Origin of the sequence: Sphingomonas sp. CFBP9019, from assembly GCF_034045155.1 — a bacterium.
GTDB lineage: Bacteria > Pseudomonadota > Alphaproteobacteria > Sphingomonadales > Sphingomonadaceae > Sphingomonas > Sphingomonas aerolata.
In genome coordinates this window covers 538,284-560,014 of record NZ_JAXCWK010000001.1, presented here as the reverse complement: position 1 = coordinate 560,014, position 21,731 = coordinate 538,284, and the positions used below count along the sequence as shown (strand labels likewise).

General features: G+C 64.2%; 17 protein-coding genes, 2 tRNA genes and 1 pseudogene. 9 read left to right on the top strand and 11 right to left on the bottom strand.

Annotation, left to right across the window (positions count from 1 at the left end):
- Positions 1–6: 6 nt before the first annotated feature.
- The 4 genes from SOM18_RS02415 to hflX all read left to right on the top strand — a co-directional run bounded on the left by SOM18_RS02415 (position 7) and on the right by hflX (position 5,604).
- A complete protein-coding gene (locus SOM18_RS02415; protein ID WP_042466283.1) occupies positions 7–2,256 on the top strand; it encodes a sensor histidine kinase in 2,250 nt (749 codons plus the stop codon).
- Positions 2,257–2,260: 4 nt separating this feature from the next.
- Positions 2,261–3,637 carry a sigma-54-dependent transcriptional regulator gene (locus tag SOM18_RS02410; protein WP_031393368.1) on the top strand — a complete coding sequence of 459 codons (1,377 nt, stop codon included), beginning with the start codon at positions 2,261–2,263 and terminating at the stop codon, positions 3,635–3,637.
- 74 nt (positions 3,638–3,711) lie between these two features.
- Positions 3,712–4,287 (top strand): RNA chaperone Hfq, encoded by a 576-nt coding sequence (gene hfq / locus SOM18_RS02405; protein ID WP_268745750.1) that lies wholly within the window; start codon positions 3,712–3,714, stop codon positions 4,285–4,287.
- Between the two features lie 24 nt (positions 4,288–4,311).
- Complete coding sequence (hflX, locus tag SOM18_RS02400) at positions 4,312–5,604, top strand: GTPase HflX (RefSeq protein ID WP_031439024.1); 1,293 nt, start codon at positions 4,312–4,314, stop codon at positions 5,602–5,604.
- Here the strand turns inward: hflX and mazG are convergent.
- The 7 genes from mazG to SOM18_RS02365 form a co-directional block, all read right to left on the bottom strand.
- Entirely contained in the window at positions 5,585–6,319 is a 735-nt protein-coding gene (gene mazG / locus SOM18_RS02395; protein ID WP_128082083.1) for a nucleoside triphosphate pyrophosphohydrolase, read from the bottom strand. The two genes, hflX and mazG, sit on opposite strands and share 20 nt — an antisense overlap.
- A gap of 129 nt (positions 6,320–6,448) precedes the next feature.
- Complete coding sequence (locus SOM18_RS02390; RefSeq protein WP_031439026.1) at positions 6,449–7,213, bottom strand: MBL fold metallo-hydrolase; 765 nt, start codon at positions 7,211–7,213, stop codon at positions 6,449–6,451.
- Positions 7,210–8,016 (bottom strand): TatD family hydrolase, encoded by an 807-nt coding sequence (locus SOM18_RS02385; protein ID WP_031439027.1) that lies wholly within the window; start codon positions 8,014–8,016, stop codon positions 7,210–7,212. The genes SOM18_RS02390 and SOM18_RS02385 overlap by 4 nt, the downstream gene beginning before the upstream one ends.
- Complete coding sequence (gene metG, locus SOM18_RS02380) at positions 8,016–9,578, bottom strand: methionine--tRNA ligase (RefSeq protein ID WP_031439028.1); 1,563 nt, start codon at positions 9,576–9,578, stop codon at positions 8,016–8,018. The genes SOM18_RS02385 and metG overlap by 1 nt, the downstream gene beginning before the upstream one ends.
- A gap of 55 nt (positions 9,579–9,633) precedes the next feature.
- Positions 9,634–10,611, bottom strand: coding sequence for an AAA family ATPase (locus SOM18_RS02375; protein WP_031439029.1), 978 nt, complete (start codon positions 10,609–10,611; stop codon positions 9,634–9,636).
- Positions 10,612–10,663: 52 nt separating this feature from the next.
- Complete coding sequence (locus tag SOM18_RS02370; RefSeq protein ID WP_031439030.1) at positions 10,664–11,833, bottom strand: D-alanyl-D-alanine carboxypeptidase family protein; 1,170 nt, start codon at positions 11,831–11,833, stop codon at positions 10,664–10,666.
- Between the two features lie 166 nt (positions 11,834–11,999).
- Positions 12,000–12,986 (bottom strand): lytic murein transglycosylase, encoded by a 987-nt coding sequence (locus SOM18_RS02365; protein WP_152555340.1) that lies wholly within the window; start codon positions 12,984–12,986, stop codon positions 12,000–12,002.
- A gap of 274 nt (positions 12,987–13,260) precedes the next feature.
- Here SOM18_RS02365 and SOM18_RS02360 point away from each other — a divergent pair.
- A tRNA-Pro gene (locus tag SOM18_RS02360) sits at positions 13,261–13,337 on the top strand.
- A 37-nt stretch (positions 13,338–13,374) separates the two neighbouring features.
- Here the strand turns inward: SOM18_RS02360 and SOM18_RS02355 are convergent.
- Complete coding sequence (locus SOM18_RS02355; RefSeq protein ID WP_081874045.1) at positions 13,375–14,079, bottom strand: DUF4893 domain-containing protein; 705 nt, start codon at positions 14,077–14,079, stop codon at positions 13,375–13,377.
- Positions 14,076–14,861 (bottom strand): 3-hydroxybutyrate dehydrogenase, encoded by a 786-nt coding sequence (locus tag SOM18_RS02350; protein WP_031439033.1) that lies wholly within the window; start codon positions 14,859–14,861, stop codon positions 14,076–14,078. Before SOM18_RS02350 ends, SOM18_RS02355 begins: the two co-directional genes overlap by 4 nt.
- 169 nt (positions 14,862–15,030) lie before the next feature.
- Between SOM18_RS02350 and ypfJ the strand changes: the two genes are divergently transcribed.
- The gene (gene ypfJ, locus SOM18_RS02345; protein ID WP_031439034.1) at positions 15,031–15,963 is read left to right on the top strand and encodes a KPN_02809 family neutral zinc metallopeptidase; all 933 of its coding nucleotides are present in this window, start codon (positions 15,031–15,033) and stop codon (positions 15,961–15,963) included.
- Between the two features lie 41 nt (positions 15,964–16,004).
- Here ypfJ and SOM18_RS02340 read toward each other — a convergent pair whose 3' ends face one another.
- Positions 16,005–17,006: an NADP-dependent oxidoreductase gene (locus SOM18_RS02340; RefSeq protein WP_031439035.1), complete on the bottom strand. Its 1,002-nt coding sequence runs from the start codon at positions 17,004–17,006 to the stop codon at positions 16,005–16,007.
- Positions 17,007–17,287: 281 nt separating this feature from the next.
- Between SOM18_RS02340 and SOM18_RS02335 the strand changes: the two genes are divergently transcribed.
- Positions 17,288–17,363: transfer RNA gene (locus SOM18_RS02335), tRNA-Ala, on the top strand.
- Positions 17,364–17,603: 240 nt separating this feature from the next.
- Here the strand turns inward: SOM18_RS02335 and SOM18_RS02325 are convergent.
- A pseudogene (locus SOM18_RS02325) lies at positions 17,604–18,943 on the bottom strand (DUF4173 domain-containing protein).
- Between the two features lie 82 nt (positions 18,944–19,025).
- On the opposite strand from SOM18_RS02325, the gene SOM18_RS02320 reads away from it, so the two are divergent.
- The gene (locus tag SOM18_RS02320) at positions 19,026–19,895 is read left to right on the top strand and encodes a YqiJ family protein (protein ID WP_320481239.1); all 870 of its coding nucleotides are present in this window, start codon (positions 19,026–19,028) and stop codon (positions 19,893–19,895) included.
- 14 nt (positions 19,896–19,909) lie between these two features.
- Positions 19,910–21,646, top strand: coding sequence for a flotillin family protein (locus SOM18_RS02315; protein ID WP_042466278.1), 1,737 nt, complete (start codon positions 19,910–19,912; stop codon positions 21,644–21,646).
- Positions 21,647–21,731 lie beyond the last annotated feature (85 nt).

The window sequence follows — 21,731 nt, the reverse complement described above, 5'->3', positions numbered from 1 at the left end:
GCAACGATGATCGCCCCCGCGACGCTTGCCATCGAAGACGACGTGCCACCGCACCGGTTCGCAGTGACGCCTGCGCTTGAGGCGCTGGTGGTCGCGCTGGCGATTACTGTCGCGGTCGCGAGCTATGTGCTCATCAGCGGCGCCAATTCACCCCAGCGTTTGATGCCGCCACCGCTGATCGCGCTGCTGCTGATCGCCAATCTCGTCCCCGGCATCGCATTGCTGATGCTGCTCGGCCGGCGGGTAGCGATGCGGCGCGCTGCGCGGTCCCCGGTTGGCGGTGGCGGCCGCCTGCACGTCCGGCTCGTCGCCTTGTTCTCGATCGTCGCCGCGGTGCCGATGCTGCTGGTGACGATCTTCGCGTCGCTGCTGTTCCAATATGGCGTGCAATTCTGGTATTCCGACCAAGCGCGGGGCATGCTCGAAAACGCCACCGAACTCGCCCAGTCGTCCTACGCGCGCCAGCTCAGCCGCTGGGAAGAGGCGAGCGTCACGATGGCAGCGGACATGTCCAATTACCTGCGTGAGCGATCGCTGCAGAGCCCGGATTTCTCCGGGTATTTTTATCAACAGGTCTATTATCGCAGCCTGTCCGAAGCCGCGCTGTTCAAGGTCACGCCACAGAACGAGATCCAGACATTCGCGGTCGTGAACCCCTATGAAATCGACTTTACACGACAGGTGACGCCCGAGGCGATCCGCGAACTCCGGAGCGGCAAGCCCGCCGCAGTATCGGTGACGGGGGATCGTATCCGCACGATCACGATGCTGCCCGGCGCCGACGAACTCTTCCTTTATGCTGGGCGCGTCGAGGATACCAAGCTCCTGTCGGAGCAGACGACGCGCGCCAACGCCGTGCTGGCAAGCTATCGGCAGCTGCTTGCCCGGTCGCGCAGCCTCCAGCTCCTGTTCAACGCGGCATTGCTGGGCATTTCCCTGCTCATCGTCGGGGTTGCGGTCTGGATCGCGCTGGCCGTCGCAGATCGTCTGGTACGCCCCGTCGGCGAGCTGGTCGATGCGGCACGTCGGGTGGCCGAGGGGGATCTGACCGCGCGCGTGCCAGATCCGCGCAGCCGCGACGAGGTCGGGACGCTGGCGCGTGCGTTCAACCAGATGACGGGTCGCCTGCAGGAGCAAAATAGCGATCTGATGACCGCGAATGACCAGCTTGAGACCCGCCGCGCGCTGATCGAGGCGGTTATGGCGGATGTCTCGGCAGGTGTCGTCGCGACCGCGAAGGACCGCGTAATCCGGATTGCAAATCGCTCTGCGATCCAGCTGCTCGGCGCGGACGGCCTGGTTGGCAAGCCGTTGCACGAGGTTGCGCCTGAACTCGATGCGCTCGTGCAGGAGGGAGGACGCGAAGCGATCGTCCAGGTCGGCCAGGCTGGCGATGCGCGGACACTCGCCGTCCGGATCGCACATGCGCCGACCGGTCCGATCCTCACCTTCGACGATATCACGCAGCAACTGCTCGACCAGCGCCGCGCCGCTTGGTCTGACGTCGCCCGCCGGATCGCGCACGAGATCAAGAACCCGCTGACGCCGATCCAGCTCGCCGCGGAGCGACTGCAGCGGCGCTATGGGGGCAAGATCCCCGCGGAGGACGGGACATTTGCGCGGCTCACCGACACGATCATCCGCCAGGTCGCGGACCTGCGCCGGATGGTCGATGAATTCTCCTCGTTCGCACGCATGCCCAAACCCGTCTTCCGCGAGGAATCATTGCTCGACGCCGCCCGCCAGGCGATGTTCCTGCATGAGGTTGCGCATCCGGGGATCCGGTTTCTGCTGGTTCATGACGACCCGGGTCCGATGCTCGTCTGCGATCGCCGTCAGATCGGGCAGGCTCTGACGAACATCGTCAAGAACGCGGTCGAGGCGATCGAGACCCGCGGCGATGACGAGGGCGGGGCGGTTACCATGACCCTGACGGAGACGCGCCACGATGGAACGGGGCACTGCGTCGCGATCGAAGTCGCCGACACCGGGATCGGTCTGCCGGTCGAACGCGACCGGATCATCGAACCCTATATGACGACGCGGGCCCGCGGAACCGGGCTCGGGCTTGCCATCGTCAAGAAGATCATCGAGGAACATTGCGGGACGATCGCATTTTCGGATCGCCCCGGTGGTGGCACCATCGTCACCATGAACTTCGACGCCAGAGCGCTGGTCGCGCTTGATCAGGGGGCATCCGCACCCGAGCCGGCAGGGGATGGCCAGCTCGTCGCAATGACTCGCAATCGGACATGAATTGATGGCGCTCGATATTCTCGTCGTGGACGACGAACGTGACATTCGCGAACTGGTGGCCGGCGTCCTGGAGGACGAGGGCTATCAGACGCGCGATGCGGGCGACAGCGACGCTGCGCTCGAAGCGATCGCGGCGCGGCGTCCGTCGCTCGTGCTGCTCGACGTCTGGCTGCAGGGGTCGCGCCTCGACGGGCTCGAACTGCTCGACGAGATAAAGCGGCGGGATCCATCGATCCCGGTGCTGGTCATATCGGGTCACGGCAATCTCGACACCGCGGTCGCGGCGATCCGGCGGGGCGCATCGGACTTTATCGAAAAACCGTTCGAGGCCGAGCGACTGCTGCTCATGGTGGCGCGCGCGACCGAGACCGAACGGCTGCGCCGCGAGGTCGCCTCGTTACGGGCTACGGTCGGCCGCGAGACCGATCTCACCGGCAATTCGGGGGCGATCAACGGCGTCCGGGCAACGCTCAAGCGCGTCGCCGCCACCGGCAGCCGTGTGCTGATCATGGGTGGGGCAGGGGTCGGCAAGGAGGTCGCTGCACGCCTTCTGCACGGCTGGAGCCTGCGCACTGATGCGCCTTTCGTGATCGTCAGCGCCGCGATGATGACCCCTGAACGTGTCGACGAAGAGTTGTTCGGCGCGGAGGAGGGCGGGGACAAGATCCGCCCCGGGTTGCTCGAGCAGGCGCATGGCGGAACGCTGTTCCTCGACGAGATCGCCGACATGCCGATCACGACGCAAGCGCGGATCTTGCGGGTCCTGACCGACCAGAGCTTTACGCGGATCGGCGGTACCAGGGTCGTCAAGGTCGATGTGCGTGTGGTGTCCGCGACGGCGCGCGACCTCGTCCACGAGATTGCCGAGGGTCGGTTTCGCGAGGACCTCTATTACCGGTTGAACGTCGTGCCGGTGGCTATCCCGCCGCTCGCGGATCGCCGCGAGGACATTCCCGCGCTGGTCCAGCATTTCATCGCGCATTATGCGGCAGAACGCCGGGTCCGGACACCGGAAATCGCGCCCGATGCGATGGTTGCGCTGCAATCCTACGACTGGCCGGGAAATGTTCGTCAGCTTCGCAACGTAGTTGAACGGACGATCATCCTCGCGCCGGGCGACCGACTGGGACGCATCGATCTCGACTTGCTGCCGGCCGAAGTCCTGGGCGATCAGGGCGACATGGGCAGCGCCGGGGGAACTGCGATCATGGGCTCGCCGCTACGCGAGGCGCGTGAAACCTTCGAACGGGAGTATCTGCGTGTTCAGATCCGTCGGTTCTCCGGCAACATTTCGCGCACCGCGAGCTTTATCGGGATGGAGCGATCGGCGTTGCACCGGAAGCTGAAGCTGCTTGGGATCACCGAGACGCGCGACGATTGATCGCATATCTGTCGCCCGCCCCTATGGACGAAGCGGTACCGGGAACATAGATTAGACGCTCGCCCGGCAATCGGGTGATCTCCGACGCCGGGAAACGGCGCCACGCGGGCAAAGTCCCGCCAAAAACAAGGGTTATCCCATTGGCCGAAAAAATTGGCTCGCTCCAGGACCTGTTCCTCAACGCGCTGCGCCGCACCAAGACCCCCGTCACGATGTTTCTCGTCAAGGGTGTCAAGCTCCAGGGCATCGTCACCTGGTTCGATAATTTCTCGGTGCTGCTACGTCGCGACGGTCAGTCCCAGCTCATCTACAAGCACGCGATTTCGACGATTATGCCCGCGGGACCGATGGACGTCGCCGCGATCGTGAACGCCGTCGGAGAAACGCAAAAGAAGCAGCCGCTTTTGCAGGAAATTTTCCTGAACGCGGTCCGCAAGTCGGAAGACAGCGTGACCATGTTCCTGATCAACGGCGTCATGCTCCAGGGCCAGATTGCCGGCTTCGACCTGTTCTGCATGCTGCTCCAGCGCGAAGGCATGGCGCAGCTCGTCTACAAGCACGCGGTGTCGACGATCCAGCCTGCGCGGCCCCTGAACCTTGCCGAGGATCCCGACGACAGCGACGAGACGGATGCAGTGGACGACGCATGATCATGACGGCCTGGGGCAATGCGCATGAGTAGTGGTTTTGACCGTGACCGCGACGAGTTCGCCCGCGGCACGAAAGCGATCGTCGTCTTGCCCGACCAAGGCGATGCGACCCGCGATGTCGACGCACGGCTCGAAGAGACGGCGGGCCTTGCCGCCGCCATTGGCGTGGAGGTGGTCGAGCGGATCGCCTATCGCGTCCGCCAGGCCAAGCCCGCAACGTTGATCGGCAGCGGGCAGGTCGAGCTCCTCGCGACGCAGGTGCGAATGGAGGAAGCGGGGCTCGTCGTGTTCGATGCGAGCCTGAGCCCGATCCAGCAGCGCAATCTCGAAAAGGCGCTGGAAACGAAGGTCATCGACCGCACCGGGCTGATCCTCGAAATCTTCGGGGAGCGCGCGGCGACGGCCGAAGGGCGGCTGCAGGTTGAACTTGCGCATCTCGACTATCAGGCTGGCCGGCTCGTCCGGAGCTGGACCCATCTCGAGCGTCAGCGCGGCGGGTTCGGCTTTCTCGGCGGGCCTGGTGAAACCCAGATCGAGGCGGATCGCCGGCTCATCCGGGACCGGATGGCGCGGCTCCGGCGCGAACTCGAGCAGGTCAGCCGCACCCGCGGCCTGCACCGGGAGCGACGCCAGCGAGCCCCTTGGCCCGTCATCGCGCTAGTCGGCTATACCAATGCCGGAAAGTCGACGCTGTTCAATCGGTTGACCGGTGCCGACGTCATGGCCGAAGACCTGCTGTTCGCGACGCTGGATCCGACGCTTCGGCAAATCCGATTGCCCGGTATCGACAAGGCGATCCTGTCCGACACGGTCGGGTTCGTCTCGGACCTGCCAACCCAGCTCGTCGCGGCATTCAAGGCGACGCTCGAAGAAGTGGTGTCCGCCGATCTGCTGATCCACGTCCGTGATATCGCGCATCCCGATACGGAGGCGCAACGTGCCGATGTCGAGGCGGTGCTGGCGGACATCGGCGTCGACGATATGACCCCGCGGTTCGAAGTCTGGAACAAGCTGGATCTGCTCGATCCTGCCGACCATGACGAGATTGTCGGGGAGGCTGAGCATCGCGAGGATGTCGTGGCGATCTCGGCGCTGAGTGGGGAGGGGGTGGACCATCTCGTCGAGCAGGTCGCTGCCAAACTGACGGATGCGCATCGCCGCTATCACATTACGCTCGATGCGACGGACGGCGCAGGCGCGGCATGGTTGCACGCGCATGGCGAGGTGCTCAGCAGTTTCGCGGACGGGCTGGCCACCACCTATGACGTACGGCTGTCCGACACCGATTACGACCGGTTCAGCCGCCGCGACGTTTGACCGTCTGCCAAAGCGCTTCCTTCTCCTCAAGCGACAAAGCTTCGAAGCCCGCACCGGCGATGTGTTCCATCGCCCGGAACCGGGCTTCGAACTTTGCGTTGCCCGCGCGTAACGCCACTTCGGGATCAATACCGAGGTGGCGGGCATAATTGGCCACAGCAAACAGAAGATCGCCGACCTCTTCGGCCAGTGTGTCGGCGGTTGCTGTCGCAATCTCGTCGAGTTCTTCGTGCACCTTGGCCAAGGAACCGGTTGGATCGGGCCAGTCGAACCCGACCCGCGCAGCACGCTTTTGCAGCTTGTCGGCTCGCGCCAGCGAAGGCAGCGCGGTGGCGACGCCGGCGACCGCACTCTGGTCAGGCTTGTTCGCGCGCTCGGTCGCCTTGATCGTTTCCCAGCCGGGCGATGTCTCCGCCGGACCGAAGATGTGCGGGTGTCGGCGCTCCATCTTGTCGCTGATCGCGTCGATGACGTCGGGCAGGGCAAATGCACCCGCTTCCTCTGCAATGCGGGCATGGAATACCACCTGCAACAACAGGTCGCCGAGTTCGTCCTTCAGATCGGCAAGATCGCCGCGTTCGATCGCGTCGACGACCTCATAGGCCTCTTCGATCGTGTAGCGAGCAATCGTCCTCGATGTTTGAACACGGTCCCATTCGCATCCCGTATCCGGATCGCGCAGTCGCGCCATGATGGTCGTGAGGCGGTCAATCATGGCGGCGCTCCGCATAAAGTGAGGATGACGTGGAGATCGCCGTTGCTACGACAAAATCAAAAGCTTCATAACGAATCACTCTCGATCCGATAATATACATTATGTAAAATGCTCTGGGGTTGGTATGTGTCAGGCCTCGAGGATCTGCCCATCAAAGCCCGGCTCCACTGTGTCAGGCAGTTCGGCCCTCAACGCTACATAGTCCATGCTGTTGTCCATATGGATAAGCGCGGTCCGCCCCGGCCTGAACGCATCGACCCAGCCCAAGACGGCTGAAAGTTGCGGATGCGTCGGATGTGGACGACGGCGCAGTGCATCGACCACCCATACGTCCAGGCCCGTATACAGCGCGGCCATATCGTCGGTCATGATGTTGAAATCGGTCGCATAACCGATTGCCTTGCCATCGGCCTCGAAGCGCAGCCCAGCGGCGTGGATCGATCCGTGCGGCTGATCGGTAACACGAATGTCGATCGCGCCGATCGTCAGCCGGTCCGGAAGGACCGCCCCGGTGATCGTCGACGGATAACCGCTGCGGCCCCGGAACGCATAGGTGAAGCGATCCTCGAGCGCGGCGAGCGTCGCGGGCCGGGCAAAGCCGATCACGGGCGTGCCCATTTCGTGATAGAGCTGTCTGAGGTCATCAATGCCGTGGCAGTGATCAGCGTGATCATGCGTCCAGATGACCGCATCAACCTCGGAGACGTTCGCCGCAAGCAACTGCTCGCGCATGTCCGGCCCTGTATCGATCAGGATCCGCGTTCCGGCATGCTCAACAAGCGCGGAGACGCGCGTACGTCGGTTGCGCGGTTCGGCGGGATCGCAGGCACCCCAGTCATTGCCGATCCGGGGAACGCCGGACGACGTCCCCGAGCCGAGGATCGTGATCTTCACGCGCGATGCGCCACGACCGGCGTATCGCCGGGCCGCGTCTTGGCGAACAAAGTATGGAAGTTTTCGGCGGTCCGCTGAGACAACTCGCCGACGGAGACGCCGCGCAGGTCCGCCACGAACTGCGCGGTGTCGGCGACAAAGCCGGGCTCCCCCGTCTTGCCCCGATTGGGCACGGGCGCAAGAAAAGGCGCGTCGGTTTCGATCAGCAGCCGTTCGATCGGCAAGCGTGCCGCGATCGCCTGAAGGTCGCGCGCGTTCTTGAACGTCACGATCCCCGACAGCGATATATAGAGGCCAAGTTCCAGTGCCTTGTCGGCAAATGCTGCGCTCGCTGTGAAACAGTGGATGACGCCGCCATAGGCCCCCTTCCCCATCTCGTCCGACAGGATCGCCGCGGTATCCTCTTCGGCATCGCGGGTATGCACGACAATCGGCAGGCCGGTTTCACGCGCCGCGTCGATATGCGCGCGGAAGCTCAGCGCCTGGCGTGCACGATCGGAGGTCTCGCGGTAATAATCGAGCCCGGTCTCACCCAGGCCCACGACCCGCGGGTGACGTGCGCGCTCGACCAAACGCGTCGCGTCGATCGCGGGATGGGCATCGGCTTCATTTGGGTGGATGCCGACCGTCGCCCATACATCGGCCTCACGGTCCGCGGTGGCGATCACCGCATCCCATTCACTTTCACGCGTCGAAATGTTGAGCATCGCCGTCACACCGCGCGCCCGCGCGCGATCGAGGACCGCCTGCTGATCCTCGATCAAGCCGGGGTAATTCAGGTGGCAATGACTGTCTGCAAGCATCAGGCGTCGGTCTCCGCAGGCATCTCAAGCCGTGGGAACGCGCCGGTCGGCGCGACGATCCGGAAATCGCTTAAGGCCTGCCGATCATACCAATCGTCATCCGCAAGCGCGGCATGGTCGCGGCCCTCTGCACCGATCTGGTCGAGGACCTTGCCCGCTGCGCTCGGCACGACCGGAAGGATCGTGATGGCGAGCATCCGGATCGCACGCACCAATGTCGCCAGCACCGTGTTCATCCGTGCCGGGTCGGTCTTGCGCAACGCCCAGGGCGCCTGGACGTCGATATACTGGTTGCAGGCAAAGACGCCCCGCATCCACGCCTCGATGGCATGCGACAGAGCGAGGTCTGCAAAGCCGGATCTGAACGCGGCGCAGGCCGCGGTGACGTCTTGGAGCAGCGCAGCGTCGGCCGGCTCGATCGCCGTCGCCATGGGCAATGCACCGTCCAGGTTCTTGGCAATGAACGACAATGTCCGCTGGGCCAGATTGCCGAAGCTGTTCGCGAGCTCGGCGTTGACCCGCGTCACGATCGCCTCGGCCGAATAGCTGCCATCCTGCCCAAAGCTGACGTCGCGAAGGAAGAAATAGCGCAGGGCATCGACGCCGAACGCGTCAGCCAGCTCCATCGGATCGACGACGTTACCAACCGACTTCGACATCTTCTCGCCACGGGTCAGGAGAAAGCCGTGGCCAAAGACGCTTTTGGGGAGCGGGATGTTCGCGGACATCAGGAAAGCAGGCCAAAAGACCGCATGGAAGCGGACAATGTCCTTGCCGATCAGGTGAAGGTCCGCCGGCCAGAATCGCGCCAGATTTGCGTCGTCCGTTCCGGTGTTCGGATAGCCCGTCCCCGTGAGGTAATTTGTGAGCGCGTCGACCCAGACATACATGACATGACCCGGGCTTCCCGGCACGGGCACGCCCCAGTCGAAGCTCGTCCGCGACACCGAGAGGTCGGACAGGCCCCCTTCGACAAAGCGCATGACCTCGTTGCGGCGGCTCTCAGGACGGATGAAGTCGGGGTTCGCGGCGTAGAGGTCGAGCAAGGGCTGCTGATATTTCGACAAGCGGAAGAACCAGGTTTCCTCGGCAGTCCATTCGACCGGCGTGCCTTGCGGAGACCGGCGATCGGCGCCCTCCCCCGTCAGTTCGGACTCGTCGTAAAAGGCTTCGTCGCGAACCGAATACCAGCCCTCATAACGATCGAGATAAAGGTCCCCGGCATCCGCCATCGCTTCCCAGATCGCCTGGCTCGCCGCGTAATGATCGCTATCGACGGTCCGGATGAACCGATCATAGGATATATCAAGACGGTCCGCCATCCCGCTGAAATAGGACGACATTTCATCCGCGAACTCGCGAACGGGGACGCCGCGGTCGCGGGCGGCCTGGACCATCTTCAGGCCGTGTTCGTCGGTCCCGGTCTGGAACAGCACGTCGCGTCCGGCCTGGCGCTGAAAGCGGGCGATCGCGTCGGCTGCAACCATTTCATAGGCATGGCCGATATGCGGTCGGCCATTGGGATAATGGATTGCGGTGGTGATGTAGTAAGGGTCGGCCATGTCAGCGCTCCTAGAGCATCCCCCGAAGGAGGTGAAGCCCATGTCGCCGCCTTCATCAGGTGCGCAGTGTCGCAAGGATTCCCGACAGCTCGAAGACGGTCGCCTGCGCATCAAGTGACAGGCCAATGGCGGCGGCCGACAGGTCACGCGCTGCAGCATGCGCGTCGAGGGCGATCTTGAGCCGCGCGCCCGAACGGTCCCGCGCCGCGTGGGCGATGAACGCCGGCACGCGATCGAGAAACGCCTCATAGCGGGGTTGCGACGCCTTCCCAGCAAGGGACTTCGCCAGCCGGAGACGATGGCCGTTATCGCGATCGCCTTCGTCGGCGATCCGCGCAATCGCTTCGTCGAGGCTCGCAATATCGAGACCCGCGTAGCGCAGCGCCCTGCCCGGCGCTCCCTCACTCGCACGTACGAGGGCAGATATCTCGTCGTGGTCGAGGTCCGGCTGCGCCAGTCGCAACGTCACCGCGACCTCGTCGGGCGTCAGTGCCTCGAACCGCAAGACCCGGCACCGCGACCGGATCGTTGGCAACAACCGTCCCGGCGCGTGGCTGACCAGGAGGAATATCGTCCCGGCGGGTGGTTCCTCAAGGTTCTTGAGCAACGCATTGCTGCCGCCGCGCTCCAGATCGTCGATCGCGTCGATCATGACGACCCGGCGCGGGCTCATCGATGGCGTCGTCGCAAAGAGCGGCTGGAGCGTGCGGACCTGCGCGATCGTTATACTGCGCGCAAGATCCTGGTCGGGCTTTTCAGGATCCTTGGGCAGACGCGTCAGCAGGCGGAAATCGGGGTGCGAACCCGCCTCGATCAGCGCGCGCGTGGGGTCGCCGGCCGGCACGGCAAACCCGCGCGGCTCGGTCGACCCGCCGCGCGCATCGGCCAGCATGCGCATCGCCGCCAGCCGTGCGAAGCTTGCCTTGCCAACGCCCTGCGGGCCGGTGAACAGCCACGCATGGTGAAGCGCGCCGCTTTGCATCGCCGCGGCGAAAGCGGACTGCGCCGCGGCATTGCCGATTATGTCGGTCATGCCGGCGACGGGCTCACCCGAACGGTGCACACGCGCGCCGGCACGCCGAGCCTCAACCGAACAGCCCGGTGAGCCCAGACCAAGCGCGCCCGAAGAACCCGGCTTCGGCAACGTCCTTTTCCGCGACCAGCGGCATACGCTGCTCGACCCCGTCAGGCATCGACACGACCAGATCCGCGATGTGCTGGCCCGCCTTGATCGGCGCCTTGACCGGCCCCTGATAGACGACCTTGGCGTTCAGGTTCGGCGATGTCCCCGCCGGCACGGTGACGGTCAGCGCCTTGGGCGCCATGAGGCCGACGCTCGATGAGCCGCCCATCTGCACGCTGGCCTCCTCGACCTTCCGACCCTTCGCTACGATCGGCTTGGACTGCCACGCGCGGAAGCCCCAGTCCATGAACCGTACTGACTCGTTCGCGCGCTCTGTCGAACTCTTCAGGCCGGCGACGACCAATACCAGACGGCGACCATTCTGCTCGGCCGACCCGGTGAATCCGTATCCGGCTTCTTCGGTATGTCCGGTCTTCAACCCATCGGCACCCGCGACGCGGCCGAGCAGCGGATCACGATTGGCCTGGGTAATCGCGCTGCCGCCCATGGTCTTGCCCCAGGTGAAATCGCGCTTTGCATAAAATTGCTTGTAGAGTTGGGGATGGTTGGTGATCGTCGCCGATGCCAGCTTGGCCAGATCATGCGCAGTGACATAGGTCACGCCGTTGTCTGGCCACCCGTTCGACGTCCCGAAATGACTGTCCTTGAGGCCGAGCTGTGCCGCGACGCGGTTCATGCGCTCGGTAAAGGCGGGCTCCGAACCCGAGATCGACTCCGCGAGAACGACGCAGGCGTCGTTGCCCGACAATGTCACGATGCCATATAGCAGATTGGCCACGCTGACGCTCTCGTTCGCCGACAGGAACATCGTCGAACCCGCTGACGGACCATGCCATTTTGCCCAGGTCTCCGGCCGGACGGTGACCATGTGATCGAGCTTGAGCTCGCCTTTTTTGAGCATGTCGAACGCGACATAGACCGTCATCATCTTCGCCATCGACGCAGGCGGCATACGGCGATCGGCATCCCGTGCGAACAGGACCGCGCCCGACGACAGATCTTCCATATAGGCGATCGGTGCGCTGGTCTGGAACTGTGGCGCAGCGGCGATAGACGGCGTCGCAAGCGCGATCATTGCCAGCGGCGCGATGGCGATGCGGCGCCGGACCATTTGAGTAAAGGGCAGCGTGTTCATGGGCAGCTTCGTCATGATATCCGTTACGTCAAAGAGGAACACGATGGGAGGCAGGCTCGCGGCGCCGCCGGGACCTTATCGAAGTCATAGCCGCGCTTGGCAACCGCGTCACGCTTGGCTTTGAGTCTATCGGGCACGCCGGTTAGCGCTCGACTGCATCCGCCAGCAGCCCCACCGACAGCGCATAAAAATTCGAACAATTATAGTCGAGGATCACGCGGTAATTGCTCGTGAGCAGATACGCCGTGGCGCCTGAACCGTCGGGTTCGAGCAGCGTCGCCATGACATTGTCGGCCGGCCACGAGGCGCCTTGCGTCATCACACCCAGACCGCGCCACTCGGCGATCGTTCGCCAGCCGCTATGCCGTTCGAACACGCGCGGGCACCGCGGCGACACGAGCCGATTGCGTACCTGCGACCGATCGAATCCCTGCGGCACGGAGACCGCGACGCCCCAGGGTTGGCCACTGCGCCAGCCGGCATTGGTAAAATAATTGCCGATCGACGCCAGCGTATCGGCCGGACTGTTCCAGATATCCGCGCGGCCGTCACCATCCCCGTCACGGGCCAGTCGTAGATAGATGGACGGCAGAAACTGTGGATTGCCCATCGCGCCTGCCCAGCTACCCTTGAGTTGTTCGCGGGAAATGCCCCGGTCGACGATCTTCAAGCCGGCAATGAACTCGCCCGCAAACAGCGATCGCCGACGCCCCTCATAGGCGAGGCTCGCGAGCGACCGCAGAATGTCGAAATTTCCGGTGTAGCTGCCGTAATTGGTCTCATGCCCCCAGATCGCAACCATGATCGATTCGGGCACGCCTGTTTCGCGCTCGATACGCTGCAGCCTGCCCCGCTGCGCCCGATAGGTTTCCCGACCGCGTCCGATCCGCGCCGCGTCGACATGCTGCGCCTTGTACGGCGCGAAGGCCGGAATGGCGCTGCTTGTGCCGCCGCCCGGCTGTGCACGATCGAGCGCGATGACACGCTCGTTCAGCGTCAACGTGGGAAAGACTGAGTCCACCGTACGCGCCGTGACTCCGGCCTCCAGCGCCTGCGTACGAAGCTGGCCGAGATAGGCCTGAAACCCCGCCTCGTCCTGCGCACATGCGGGGGTGGTGACCGCGGTCATCGCCGCGACGGTCAAAGCGCCACGTCGCAACGCACTCGATAGGATAGATTTTGCCCACATGCCGACCGCTCTGCCATAGGGGCGTCCGCATCGGAACCTCGTCCTGACGCAAGCATGGCTCGCATCGACGCGTGGACCGCCCGCTACGCTGCTACCCTTCTCCGCCGAGGCTATCGTTCGGGTGCCGGCCCCGTCCTTCAGTGACGACTTTCCCTGCCCGCCGACACGAAGCTGCTTGCCTTTCGTCAACCGCACCCGCTAAGGGCTGCGGCGTCGGGGAGTGGCGCAGGCTGGTAGCGCACCTGGTTTGGGACCAGGGGGTCGCAGGTTCGAATCCTGTCTCCCCGACCATGTTGCGCTTGATCGCGACAAACCCGATAGTCCGGGATTATTCCATCGGTATGATCTCGACGATGTCGAGCAGGGATTCGAAGCGCGGACGAGGCAGTATCAGCCGCCAGCGCCGGTTACCGATGCGCTCCATCACACCCGCCAGATCGCGATTTGCGTCGGTGCCGTAGCGCATCGGACGCTGTTCGTCGCCCAACGCCATGCTGCCGAGGAAGATCGCACGCGGTCGCGGAGCCGAATCTGCCCGCGATTCGCGGTACAGCGTCCCGGACGGACGTTGCGATCCTCCCAGCCGCGTGAACGTCAGGTCCCCGTCTCCCCCCGTGCGTGCTGGCTGTTCGATGCGGCACGAGAACCAGCCATAGGCAATGAAGCGTGACGCGCCCGCTCCAGGCGCCCCGAGCTTGATCGTGCGACACCGATAGGTGCCGATCGGTGGCAACGGATCGGGGAGTGCCCGGTCCGGATCGAACAATTGAGGATCCGCGGCAATCTCACGCTGCGGGATCTGCGCAAGCGCATCCATCCACGCATCGCGCCAGTCGCGCAGCCTTGCGCGGTCGGCAACCGTTGCTGCCGTGCGCCATCCTGCCCCTCGTCCGGTGGGATCGGTTCGCTCGACGTCGGGGGGCGGCGCGCTGGCGATCTGTTTTCCGCCCCCGCAGGCAACGAGCAAGACGCATGTCGCCAACGCCCCGATCGCGCGTCGCGCGTCGACACGGGCACCGCCGACACCTATCATGCTGCCGTCCAGCCGCCATCCATCGACAGATTGGCGCCGGTCATCGCGCTAGCCTCGTCGCGGCACAGGAAGAGTGCGAGCGCTGCGACCTGCTCTGGCGTGACGAAGGCCTTGGTCGGCTGCGCGGCGAGCAGAATGTCGTTCACGACCTGCTCGCGGGTCATCGCGCGCGCCGCCATCGTATCCGGGATCTGATCCTCGACGAGCGGCGTCCAGACATAGCCGGGCGAGATGCAGTTGACCGTGATGTTGTCGGTCGCGGTTTCGAGTGCGATCGTCTTGGTCAGTCCGGCGATGGCATGCTTGGCCATGACATAGGCCGACTTGTTCGGGCTAGCGACCAGCGAATGCGCCGACGCCGTCGAGATGATCCGCCCCCAGCCCCGGCGCCGCATATGCGGAATCGCCGCCCGCATCATGTGCCAGGCCGACGCCATGTTGATCGCGATAATCTTATCGAAGGTCGCGACGGGAAAATCCGCAATCCCCGCAACATGCTGGATGCCCGCATTGTTGACCACGATATCGCAATTCCCCGTCTCCGCGACCGCGCGCTCGATCAGTGCGACAATCTCGTCGGGGCGGGTCATGTCAGCGGCATCGTAAAGCGCGGTCGCCCCACTGATCGTGCTCAGCGCCACACGCTCCGCCTCGATCGTCGCGGCGTCGCCAAAGCCGTTGAGAACGACGCAGGCCCCCTCCCCCGCAAAGGCCCGCGCATAGGCGAGGCCGATCCCCGAAGTGGATCCTGTAATGACCGCCGTCCTGCCCGCCAGAAACATTGCCTCGTCCCCCATCTTGACGCGGCCAGAACGCCCCGCCTGCCGTACAACGCTTTGTCATGCCTTCCAAAGGTCGGCAGAATACGATTAAACCCGGCAAGCCAATCGGATGCAACTCCGCATCGTCCCATGCATTTCGTTACCACTCCAGAATGAAAGTCTTAAGACCATGCGGCTCGATGATTTCGACCCCAACATCAACGTCGAGGATCAGGGCCGCGGCGGCGGTTCGGGCGGTGGAGGCGGCGGCCTTCTGTTCGGCCTACTGCCGCTGATCGGCAGCCGTTTCGGGTGCGGCGGCATCGTCGTCGTGTTGATCGTGATGGCGCTGTTCGGCGGCCTCGGCAATATCGGTGGCATGCTGGGTGGCGGCTCGTCGCCCAGCGCACCCTCCGGGCAGATAACGCAAGGTGGGGCCAACCGCGGCGGCGAACAGGGTTCCGGCACCGACGCGCAGTCGATCTGCAAGCTGAACCCCGAGCGACACGCCGCGTGCAACGCCTTCAGCTCGGCGCAGAAAACCTGGGCCGCGATCTTCGCGAAAAACAGTGAACAGTTCCAGGCGCCCAAGCTCAGCTTCTTCGACGACAATGGCCGTTCGGGCTGCGGCGCAGCACAGGCGGCAATGGGCCCCTTCTACTGCCCGACCGACAACGGAATCTTCCTCGACACCAGCTTCTTCGACGAGCTGGCCAACCGGTTCGGCGCGCGCGGCGACTTTGCGCAGGATTACGTCATCGCGCATGAATTCGGTCACCACATCCAGAATCTGGTCGGCACGTCGAGCCAGGTTTCACGCGCGCAGCAGCGCGCTGGTTCGAGCGAGGGCAATGCGCTGTCGGTTCGGTTGGAGCTCCAAGCGGATTGTTTCGCCGGTGTCTGGGCGGCCGCCAATCGCGACCGCCTCGAGCCCGGTGACATCGAGGAGGGCATGACCGCTGCGCAGGCGATCGGCGACGACACGCTTCAGAAGCAGGCTCAGGGCCGGGTCGTGCCGGACAGCTTCACGCACGGCACCTCGGCGCAGCGTCAGACCTGGCTTCGCCGTGGTCTCGACAGCGGGGACCCGAAGGTGTGCGACACCTTCTCGGGCGCGATCTGAATGAATGCCCCCTCCCGCACTACCGGGAGGGGGCTAAATGCTCAGAGCTTGACGAGCATCTTGCCGGTATTTCCACCCGAAAACAGTCCGAGAAACGCGTCGGGCATTGCGTCGAGGCCATCATGCACGGTTTCCTGCCGCTTCAACGTGCCCGCCTTCAGCAGGGCGCCCATGTCCGTATAGAACTCCGCAGCCCGATCCATGAAATCGCTGACGATGAAGCCGCGGATCTGGATACGGTTACCGATCAGCCTTGCGAGATAGCGCAGTTCAGTCGCCGCGCCGCTGTTGTAGACGTCGATCATGCCACAGATCGCGAACCGGGCGTGCAGCTTGGCGTGCGCCAATGCCGCATCGAGATGTTCGCCGCCGACATTGTCGAAATATACGTCAATCCCGCCTGACCCGACCGCGGCCACAGCCTCGCCAAGTCCCTTCACGACCGGTGTACCGGACTTGTAGTCGATCACGGCATCAGCGCCGAGCGACTTGACCCAGGCACATTTGTCCGCTCCGCCTGCCGAGCCGATCACCGTCATGCCCTTGGCCTTGGCGACCTGAACGACGGTTGAGCCCACCGCGCCCGCCGCGGCCGACACGAAGACGGTATCGCCGGACTTGGCGGCGGCAACTTCCAGCAGGCCGAAATAGGCGGTCATGCCCGGCATGCCGAGCTGCCCAAGAAACGCCTGCGGATCGACCGCCAGGTCCGGCAGCTTCTGGACCTGGTTTGCCGGCAGCGTCGCTTCGTCGCGCCATCCCGCCATATGCTGGACGAGATCGCCCGCCTTCAGACCCTCGGCCCGGCTCTCGACGACTTCGCCGATCGCACCACCTTGCATCGGCTTGCCCAGCTCGAACGGCGGGGTGTAGCTTTTCACGTCGTTCATGCGACCGCGCATATAGGGATCGACCGAGAGCCAGCGGTTGGCGATGCGCACTTCGCCGTCGGCCAGTTCGGACTGTGAAACGTCGATCATCTCAAAGTCGGTATGCTTGGGCATGCCTTGCGGACGCGTCTTCAGGCTCCATGCACGGGACATTCTTCACTCCTGTCGTTGAGGTTTCATGACTCGGGTATGGCGCAGAACGGATCCCCCGCCAAGCGGCAGAGCACACATGACGTGCACGTCTGCAGCGAGCCTACCCGTCAATCGCCCGCGCCCTGATCGAAGTTCCGCCGGCCGTTGCCGGGTGCGCCCGTGCGAGCCGCGTTCGCGATGAATGTCCCGTGTCCAAAACATGAGGGGGAGAGCGCGGCGGTGGATTGCAAGCCGGCGGCGCCATCGCTAATATCGCAAGATCCGGCGTCGCCGGACCGCGCGGGGCCGTAGCTCAGATGGGAGAGCGCTGCAATCGCACTGCAGAGGTCAGGGGTTCGATTCCCCTCGGCTCCACCAGCGCAACCTATTCAATACTGTCACCGTCTTTGATAAAGCGGCAAGTGAGGGCGTGTCCGGCGCTAACGTGTTCGGTGCCGGAGCGGACGGCGCCGCTGATAGAATCTCTATCCTGGGCGGCGGCAGAATCAGCCCGTCACAGCGCCGTCCGTCCGGTGCAGACCGCAAACGCGGCGCCTTGGTGCCGAACATCCCGCGGACGGTCGCAAGCAGTCGCGCGTTGCGCGGGGTCCACAGACGTCAATCGGCCTGCGCATCTGCCGTTTCGGTCTGACGTTCCCACCGCAGATACGTCAGACGATCGCGCAGCCGCGGCTCGCGTGCATGCTGCTCCAGCGTTGCCAGTTGGACGAGCGACGATGGCCCCAGCCGCCCCACATAGCAGAGGTCGAGCGGCGGCCCCGCCTTACCCATTTTGAGCGCTGTGCGAACATTCCAAGCCGCCGCGACCGCGCCAAGATCCACAACGCTCGCCGTCACCAACGCAGTCACAGCCGCCAGCGCATTGGCGTTGATCAGGCACGCCGCCGACCTATCGACAAGCAATCGCCAGCCGATCAGCGCCAGGCCCGTGGCCACGAGTCCCATCCATGAAGTGCCGACAGTCGCAGCACCGTCATCCCGTAGGCGTCGACATAATCGAGCGTTCGCAATGCACTCGACGCGACCAGCAGCAGGTTCTGGACGAGCCAGACCGTCACCAGCCGCCGCACCAGCGGAAGCGACGCGGCTGTACTGCCCGGACGGAATGCCAACAACACGAATACGCCGGCGAGCGCTGCCGTTACGATCAACGAATACGTGCCACGGTGCGCATAGTCCGCCATCGTCACGCCCGAGGGCACTCCCGCGCCGCTCGACAGGAACACAATGTCGAGCCCATTCTCAACCGCGAAGATCGTATTGAACGTCACGAGTAAGAGAGTCAGCTGCGCCACCGCCGGCTCGAACACCGTACCGATCGAGCGATCGCCGAAACGCGATGGACCCGTCGTATAAGGACTTGGCCGCAGGCTTGCCCAGATGGTGATCAACACGCAGAGGCCGAACAGCGTGCGCCAGATCGTCGCCCACGGATCCGGCAGCACGATTTGCGAAAACGCCCAGCCGATCAGCGGGTTGGCGTTCGCGAACAGCCCAAGGAACGTCGCGCCGCCTACCAAAGGCAACGCGGCGACGGCCCCGATAGCGCGGAAGCGCTGGAGGGCAGTCCTCGACGCTGGCGGACTATCGACACCCGCGCCGCATCCTTCAGCGGCGCAATGGCGGCGGATATCGCGTGCCAGCCGAGCCTGCGCGCCCAGGCGAGCGCATCGTCGAACCCGTGCCGCGGCAGGAGTGCGGCAAGCGAGACAGCCGTCCAGAACAGAACCCAGCCGAGGAAGCTTGGATCGTCGATGAGTACCACCGCCAATCCGGCGCCGGAAAGCAACACCAGTCGCGCCGATCCGTCTTTCCAGATCCCCCGTCGCGTCAGGAACAGGGCGGTAATCCAGGCCAAAGCGAACCCACCAACCACCGCGCCATTGCCGTCGTCGATCGGTATCTCCGCCAGGAAAGGCAGCGCCGATTTTGGCCATCAGTCTTCCATGACGACTCATCTTCGCGCTCCCCGACTGTCGAGGTTCTGCTTTGCAGCGGTCCCGTGAGCGTCAGATCGCAATGTCCGCGTACGATCCGTTCACTTGTCGTACAGATCCTGTGCAGATGATGAATCCAAACCCGGGCGGTGTCCTCAGCGCGCGTTGCGAAAGTCTTGGCGCAGGGCTAGCCTCCGTTCGGGGAGCATCGACACATGGAGTTCAAAATCCGGATCGGCCGGCGTTTCGTAACGAAGCGTTGTCGTCTGTCCGCTACCAGTTCGCCGATGTACAAGCAGCGCCCTCAACATTGCTACGGCTTATGTTCGCGATCTTCCTGACGACCGCTTACGCGCCGTTTGCGATCGCGTTCGTTATAATGTTCGGGATCGGGCTGATCGAGGCGATCGGCCTTGGGCTCGGCCATCTTGATCTCGACGCGGACGTTTATGCCGAAACCGATAGTGGCGTGCTCGATTGGCTCGGGTTCGGTCACGAACTGCCGATCCTGATCTGGCTGACGTCATTACTCGGCTGCTTCACGCTCACCGGGATAGCCATTCAGCAAGGTGCGACCGCGTTGACCGGCGGCCCACTGCACTGGGGTCTCGCCTCGGGTGGTGCGCTGGTCGCTGGCAGCCTGCTCAACACCCTCGCCGCAAACGGGCTTGCCCGGATCATGCCCGGCTTCGAAACCAGCGTGATCTCCACTGACGACTTTCTCCGCCGCCGCGGCACCATCCTCGAAGGCACCGCCCGCCGCGGATCGCCGGCCCGTGCAAAGATCGTCGATCAGCATGGTCAGGCGCACTTCATCATGGTCGAGCCGCACGACGACGCCGACGTGATCGCCACCGGCGAGACCGCCCTGATCGTCCGCCGCGACGGCAAACTCTTCTACGCGCTGCCCGACGCCAACGCGCTCCTGCAGTCGATCCGATCACAATCATAACCGGGGAGGGTTTCATGCCCGCACAGCTTCTGAACGTCCTTATCTACGCCGGTATCGTGCTGTTCGCGCTTGTCGTGATCGGCATCATTCTGACTCGGCTCTACCGGCGCGCGACCAAGGATGTTGCGCTGATCCGCACCGGTTTCGGCGGCGAAAAAGTCGTGCTCAACGGCGGCATCATGGTGATCCCGGTGCTTCATGAGTTGATGCAGGTCCGCCTGACGACAGTGAAATTAGAGGTATCGCGCCTCAACAAGGATGCGCTGATCACGCTCGACAAGCTGCGCGTCGACGTCGTCGGGCTGTTCCACATCAAGGTGAAGCCCGACGCGGAATCGATCGCCGCCGCCGCGCAGACGCTCGGCGATTCGGTCAACAGCCCTGATGCGGTGAAGTCGCTGCTCGACGGCAAGCTGGTGTCCGCGCTGCGTTCGGTCGCGGCGACGATGACGATGGAGCACCTCCACGCCAACCGCGCCGACTTCATCCAGAAGGTGCAGGAGGCGCTGATGACCGACCTGGACATGAACGGGTTCCAGCTCGAGTCCGTCAGCATCACCCATTTCGACCAGACCGCGTTCGAGCATTTCAACGAGAACAACGCGTTCGACGCCGAGGGGCTGACCGTGCTCACGCGGACGATCGAGGAGCGCAAGAAGATCCGCAACGACATCGTCGCAACCAACCGCGTCGAGATCGAGCAGCGTAACCTCGACGCTAACAACCAGTCGCTCGAGATCGCGCAGGCCGCCGAACAGGCGCGCCTGACACAGGAGCAAACGCTGTCCGCGCGCCGTGCGGAACAAGCCACGGCGATTGCCACCGCCGAGGCGGAGCAGACCCGCCTCGCCGAGATCGCCCGCATCACCGCGGGCCAGGCGCAGACCGTCGCGCAGACCGAAGCCGACAAGGTGATCCAGACCGCCACGATTGCTCGTGACGGCGCGATCCAGACCGCGACGATCGAGCGCGACAGGACGATCGAGATCGCACGCATCACGACTGCGGTGCAGACCGCGCAGAAGTCGGAAGAGGAATCGACCGCCACCGCTGCAGCCAACGAGGCGCGCGCACTGGCCGTCCGCGCTGAGGAAAGCGTCGCTACTGCCAAGGCGACCGAGATCGCCAACCGAAACAAGAACGTGGCCGTGATTGCCGCCACCCAGCGCGCGCAGGAAGAAGCCGTTGGCATCACCGTCGCTGCGACCGCCGATAAGGAAGCCGCGGAAGCTCGTGCGAGCGCCCTGCGTACTGAAGCAACCGCCGAAGCAGATGCAGAGAAGGCGCGCGCGGAAGGGCGCGAGGCGGCCTTCAAGGTCGACGCGGCAGGTCAGGCGTCGTTGAACGAGGCGACCAACTTGCTGAGTGACTCGCAGACCGCACTGCTGATCCGCCGCGCGATGCTCGAAGCGTTGCCCGCGATCATCGCTGCGGCGAGCAAGCCGATGGAGAACATCGACAAGATCAGCATCCTGGATGCGCGGGGCCTGCACGGTGACACTGGCAACGATGGCGCGTCCGACGTCGGCCAGGGCAACCTCGCCGACGCCGCGGTCGCAGCCGCCATGCGCTACCGCGTCGGCGGGCCGCTGATCGATGGCCTCATGGCGGAACTCGGCATGACCGGCAGTTCGTTGAACGGCATGCTCGCCGGGAGCAGCGCGGATGCGGCGCCTGCCCGAGCCTCCTCCCACGATGCCCACAAACATTCCGGTTCACTTAATGGTGGGACGGGCAACCCGCCGGCCTGATCAGAGGCACTCGAAGGCCCAGCCCTTGAAAATCGATCTGCGCTTCGAAGAATACGGGGCGCAGATCTTCGCTAGAGACGTCCTG

Bases quoted from the DNA above. Each gene is read 5' to 3' on its own strand.
- SOM18_RS02415 (WP_042466283.1), top strand. From the start codon at position 7: ATGATCGCCCCCGCGACGCTTGCCATCGAAGACGACGTGCCACCGCAC.
- SOM18_RS02410 (WP_031393368.1), top strand. From the start codon at position 2,261: ATGGCGCTCGATATTCTCGTCGTGGACGACGAACGTGACATTCGCGAA.
- hflX (WP_031439024.1), top strand. From the start codon at position 4,312: ATGAGTAGTGGTTTTGACCGTGACCGCGACGAGTTCGCCCGCGGCACG.
- mazG (WP_128082083.1), bottom strand. From the start codon at position 6,319: ATGATTGACCGCCTCACGACCATCATGGCGCGACTGCGCGATCCGGAT.
- SOM18_RS02385 (WP_031439027.1), bottom strand. From the start codon at position 8,016: ATGCTTGCAGACAGTCATTGCCACCTGAATTACCCCGGCTTGATCGAG.
- metG (WP_031439028.1), bottom strand. From the start codon at position 9,578: ATGGCCGACCCTTACTACATCACCACCGCAATCCATTATCCCAATGGC.
- SOM18_RS02375 (WP_031439029.1), bottom strand. From the start codon at position 10,611: ATGACCGACATAATCGGCAATGCCGCGGCGCAGTCCGCTTTCGCCGCG.
- SOM18_RS02370 (WP_031439030.1), bottom strand. From the start codon at position 11,833: ATGGTCCGGCGCCGCATCGCCATCGCGCCGCTGGCAATGATCGCGCTT.
- SOM18_RS02365 (WP_152555340.1), bottom strand. From the start codon at position 12,986: ATGACCGCGGTCACCACCCCCGCATGTGCGCAGGACGAGGCGGGGTTT.
- SOM18_RS02355 (WP_081874045.1), bottom strand. From the start codon at position 14,079: ATGATAGGTGTCGGCGGTGCCCGTGTCGACGCGCGACGCGCGATCGGG.
- SOM18_RS02350 (WP_031439033.1), bottom strand. From the start codon at position 14,861: ATGTTTCTGGCGGGCAGGACGGCGGTCATTACAGGATCCACTTCGGGG.
- ypfJ (WP_031439034.1), top strand. From the start codon at position 15,031: ATGCGGCTCGATGATTTCGACCCCAACATCAACGTCGAGGATCAGGGC.
- SOM18_RS02340 (WP_031439035.1), bottom strand. From the start codon at position 17,006: ATGTCCCGTGCATGGAGCCTGAAGACGCGTCCGCAAGGCATGCCCAAG.
- SOM18_RS02320 (WP_320481239.1), top strand. From the start codon at position 19,026: ATGTCCGCGTACGATCCGTTCACTTGTCGTACAGATCCTGTGCAGATG.
- SOM18_RS02315 (WP_042466278.1), top strand. From the start codon at position 19,910: ATGCCCGCACAGCTTCTGAACGTCCTTATCTACGCCGGTATCGTGCTG.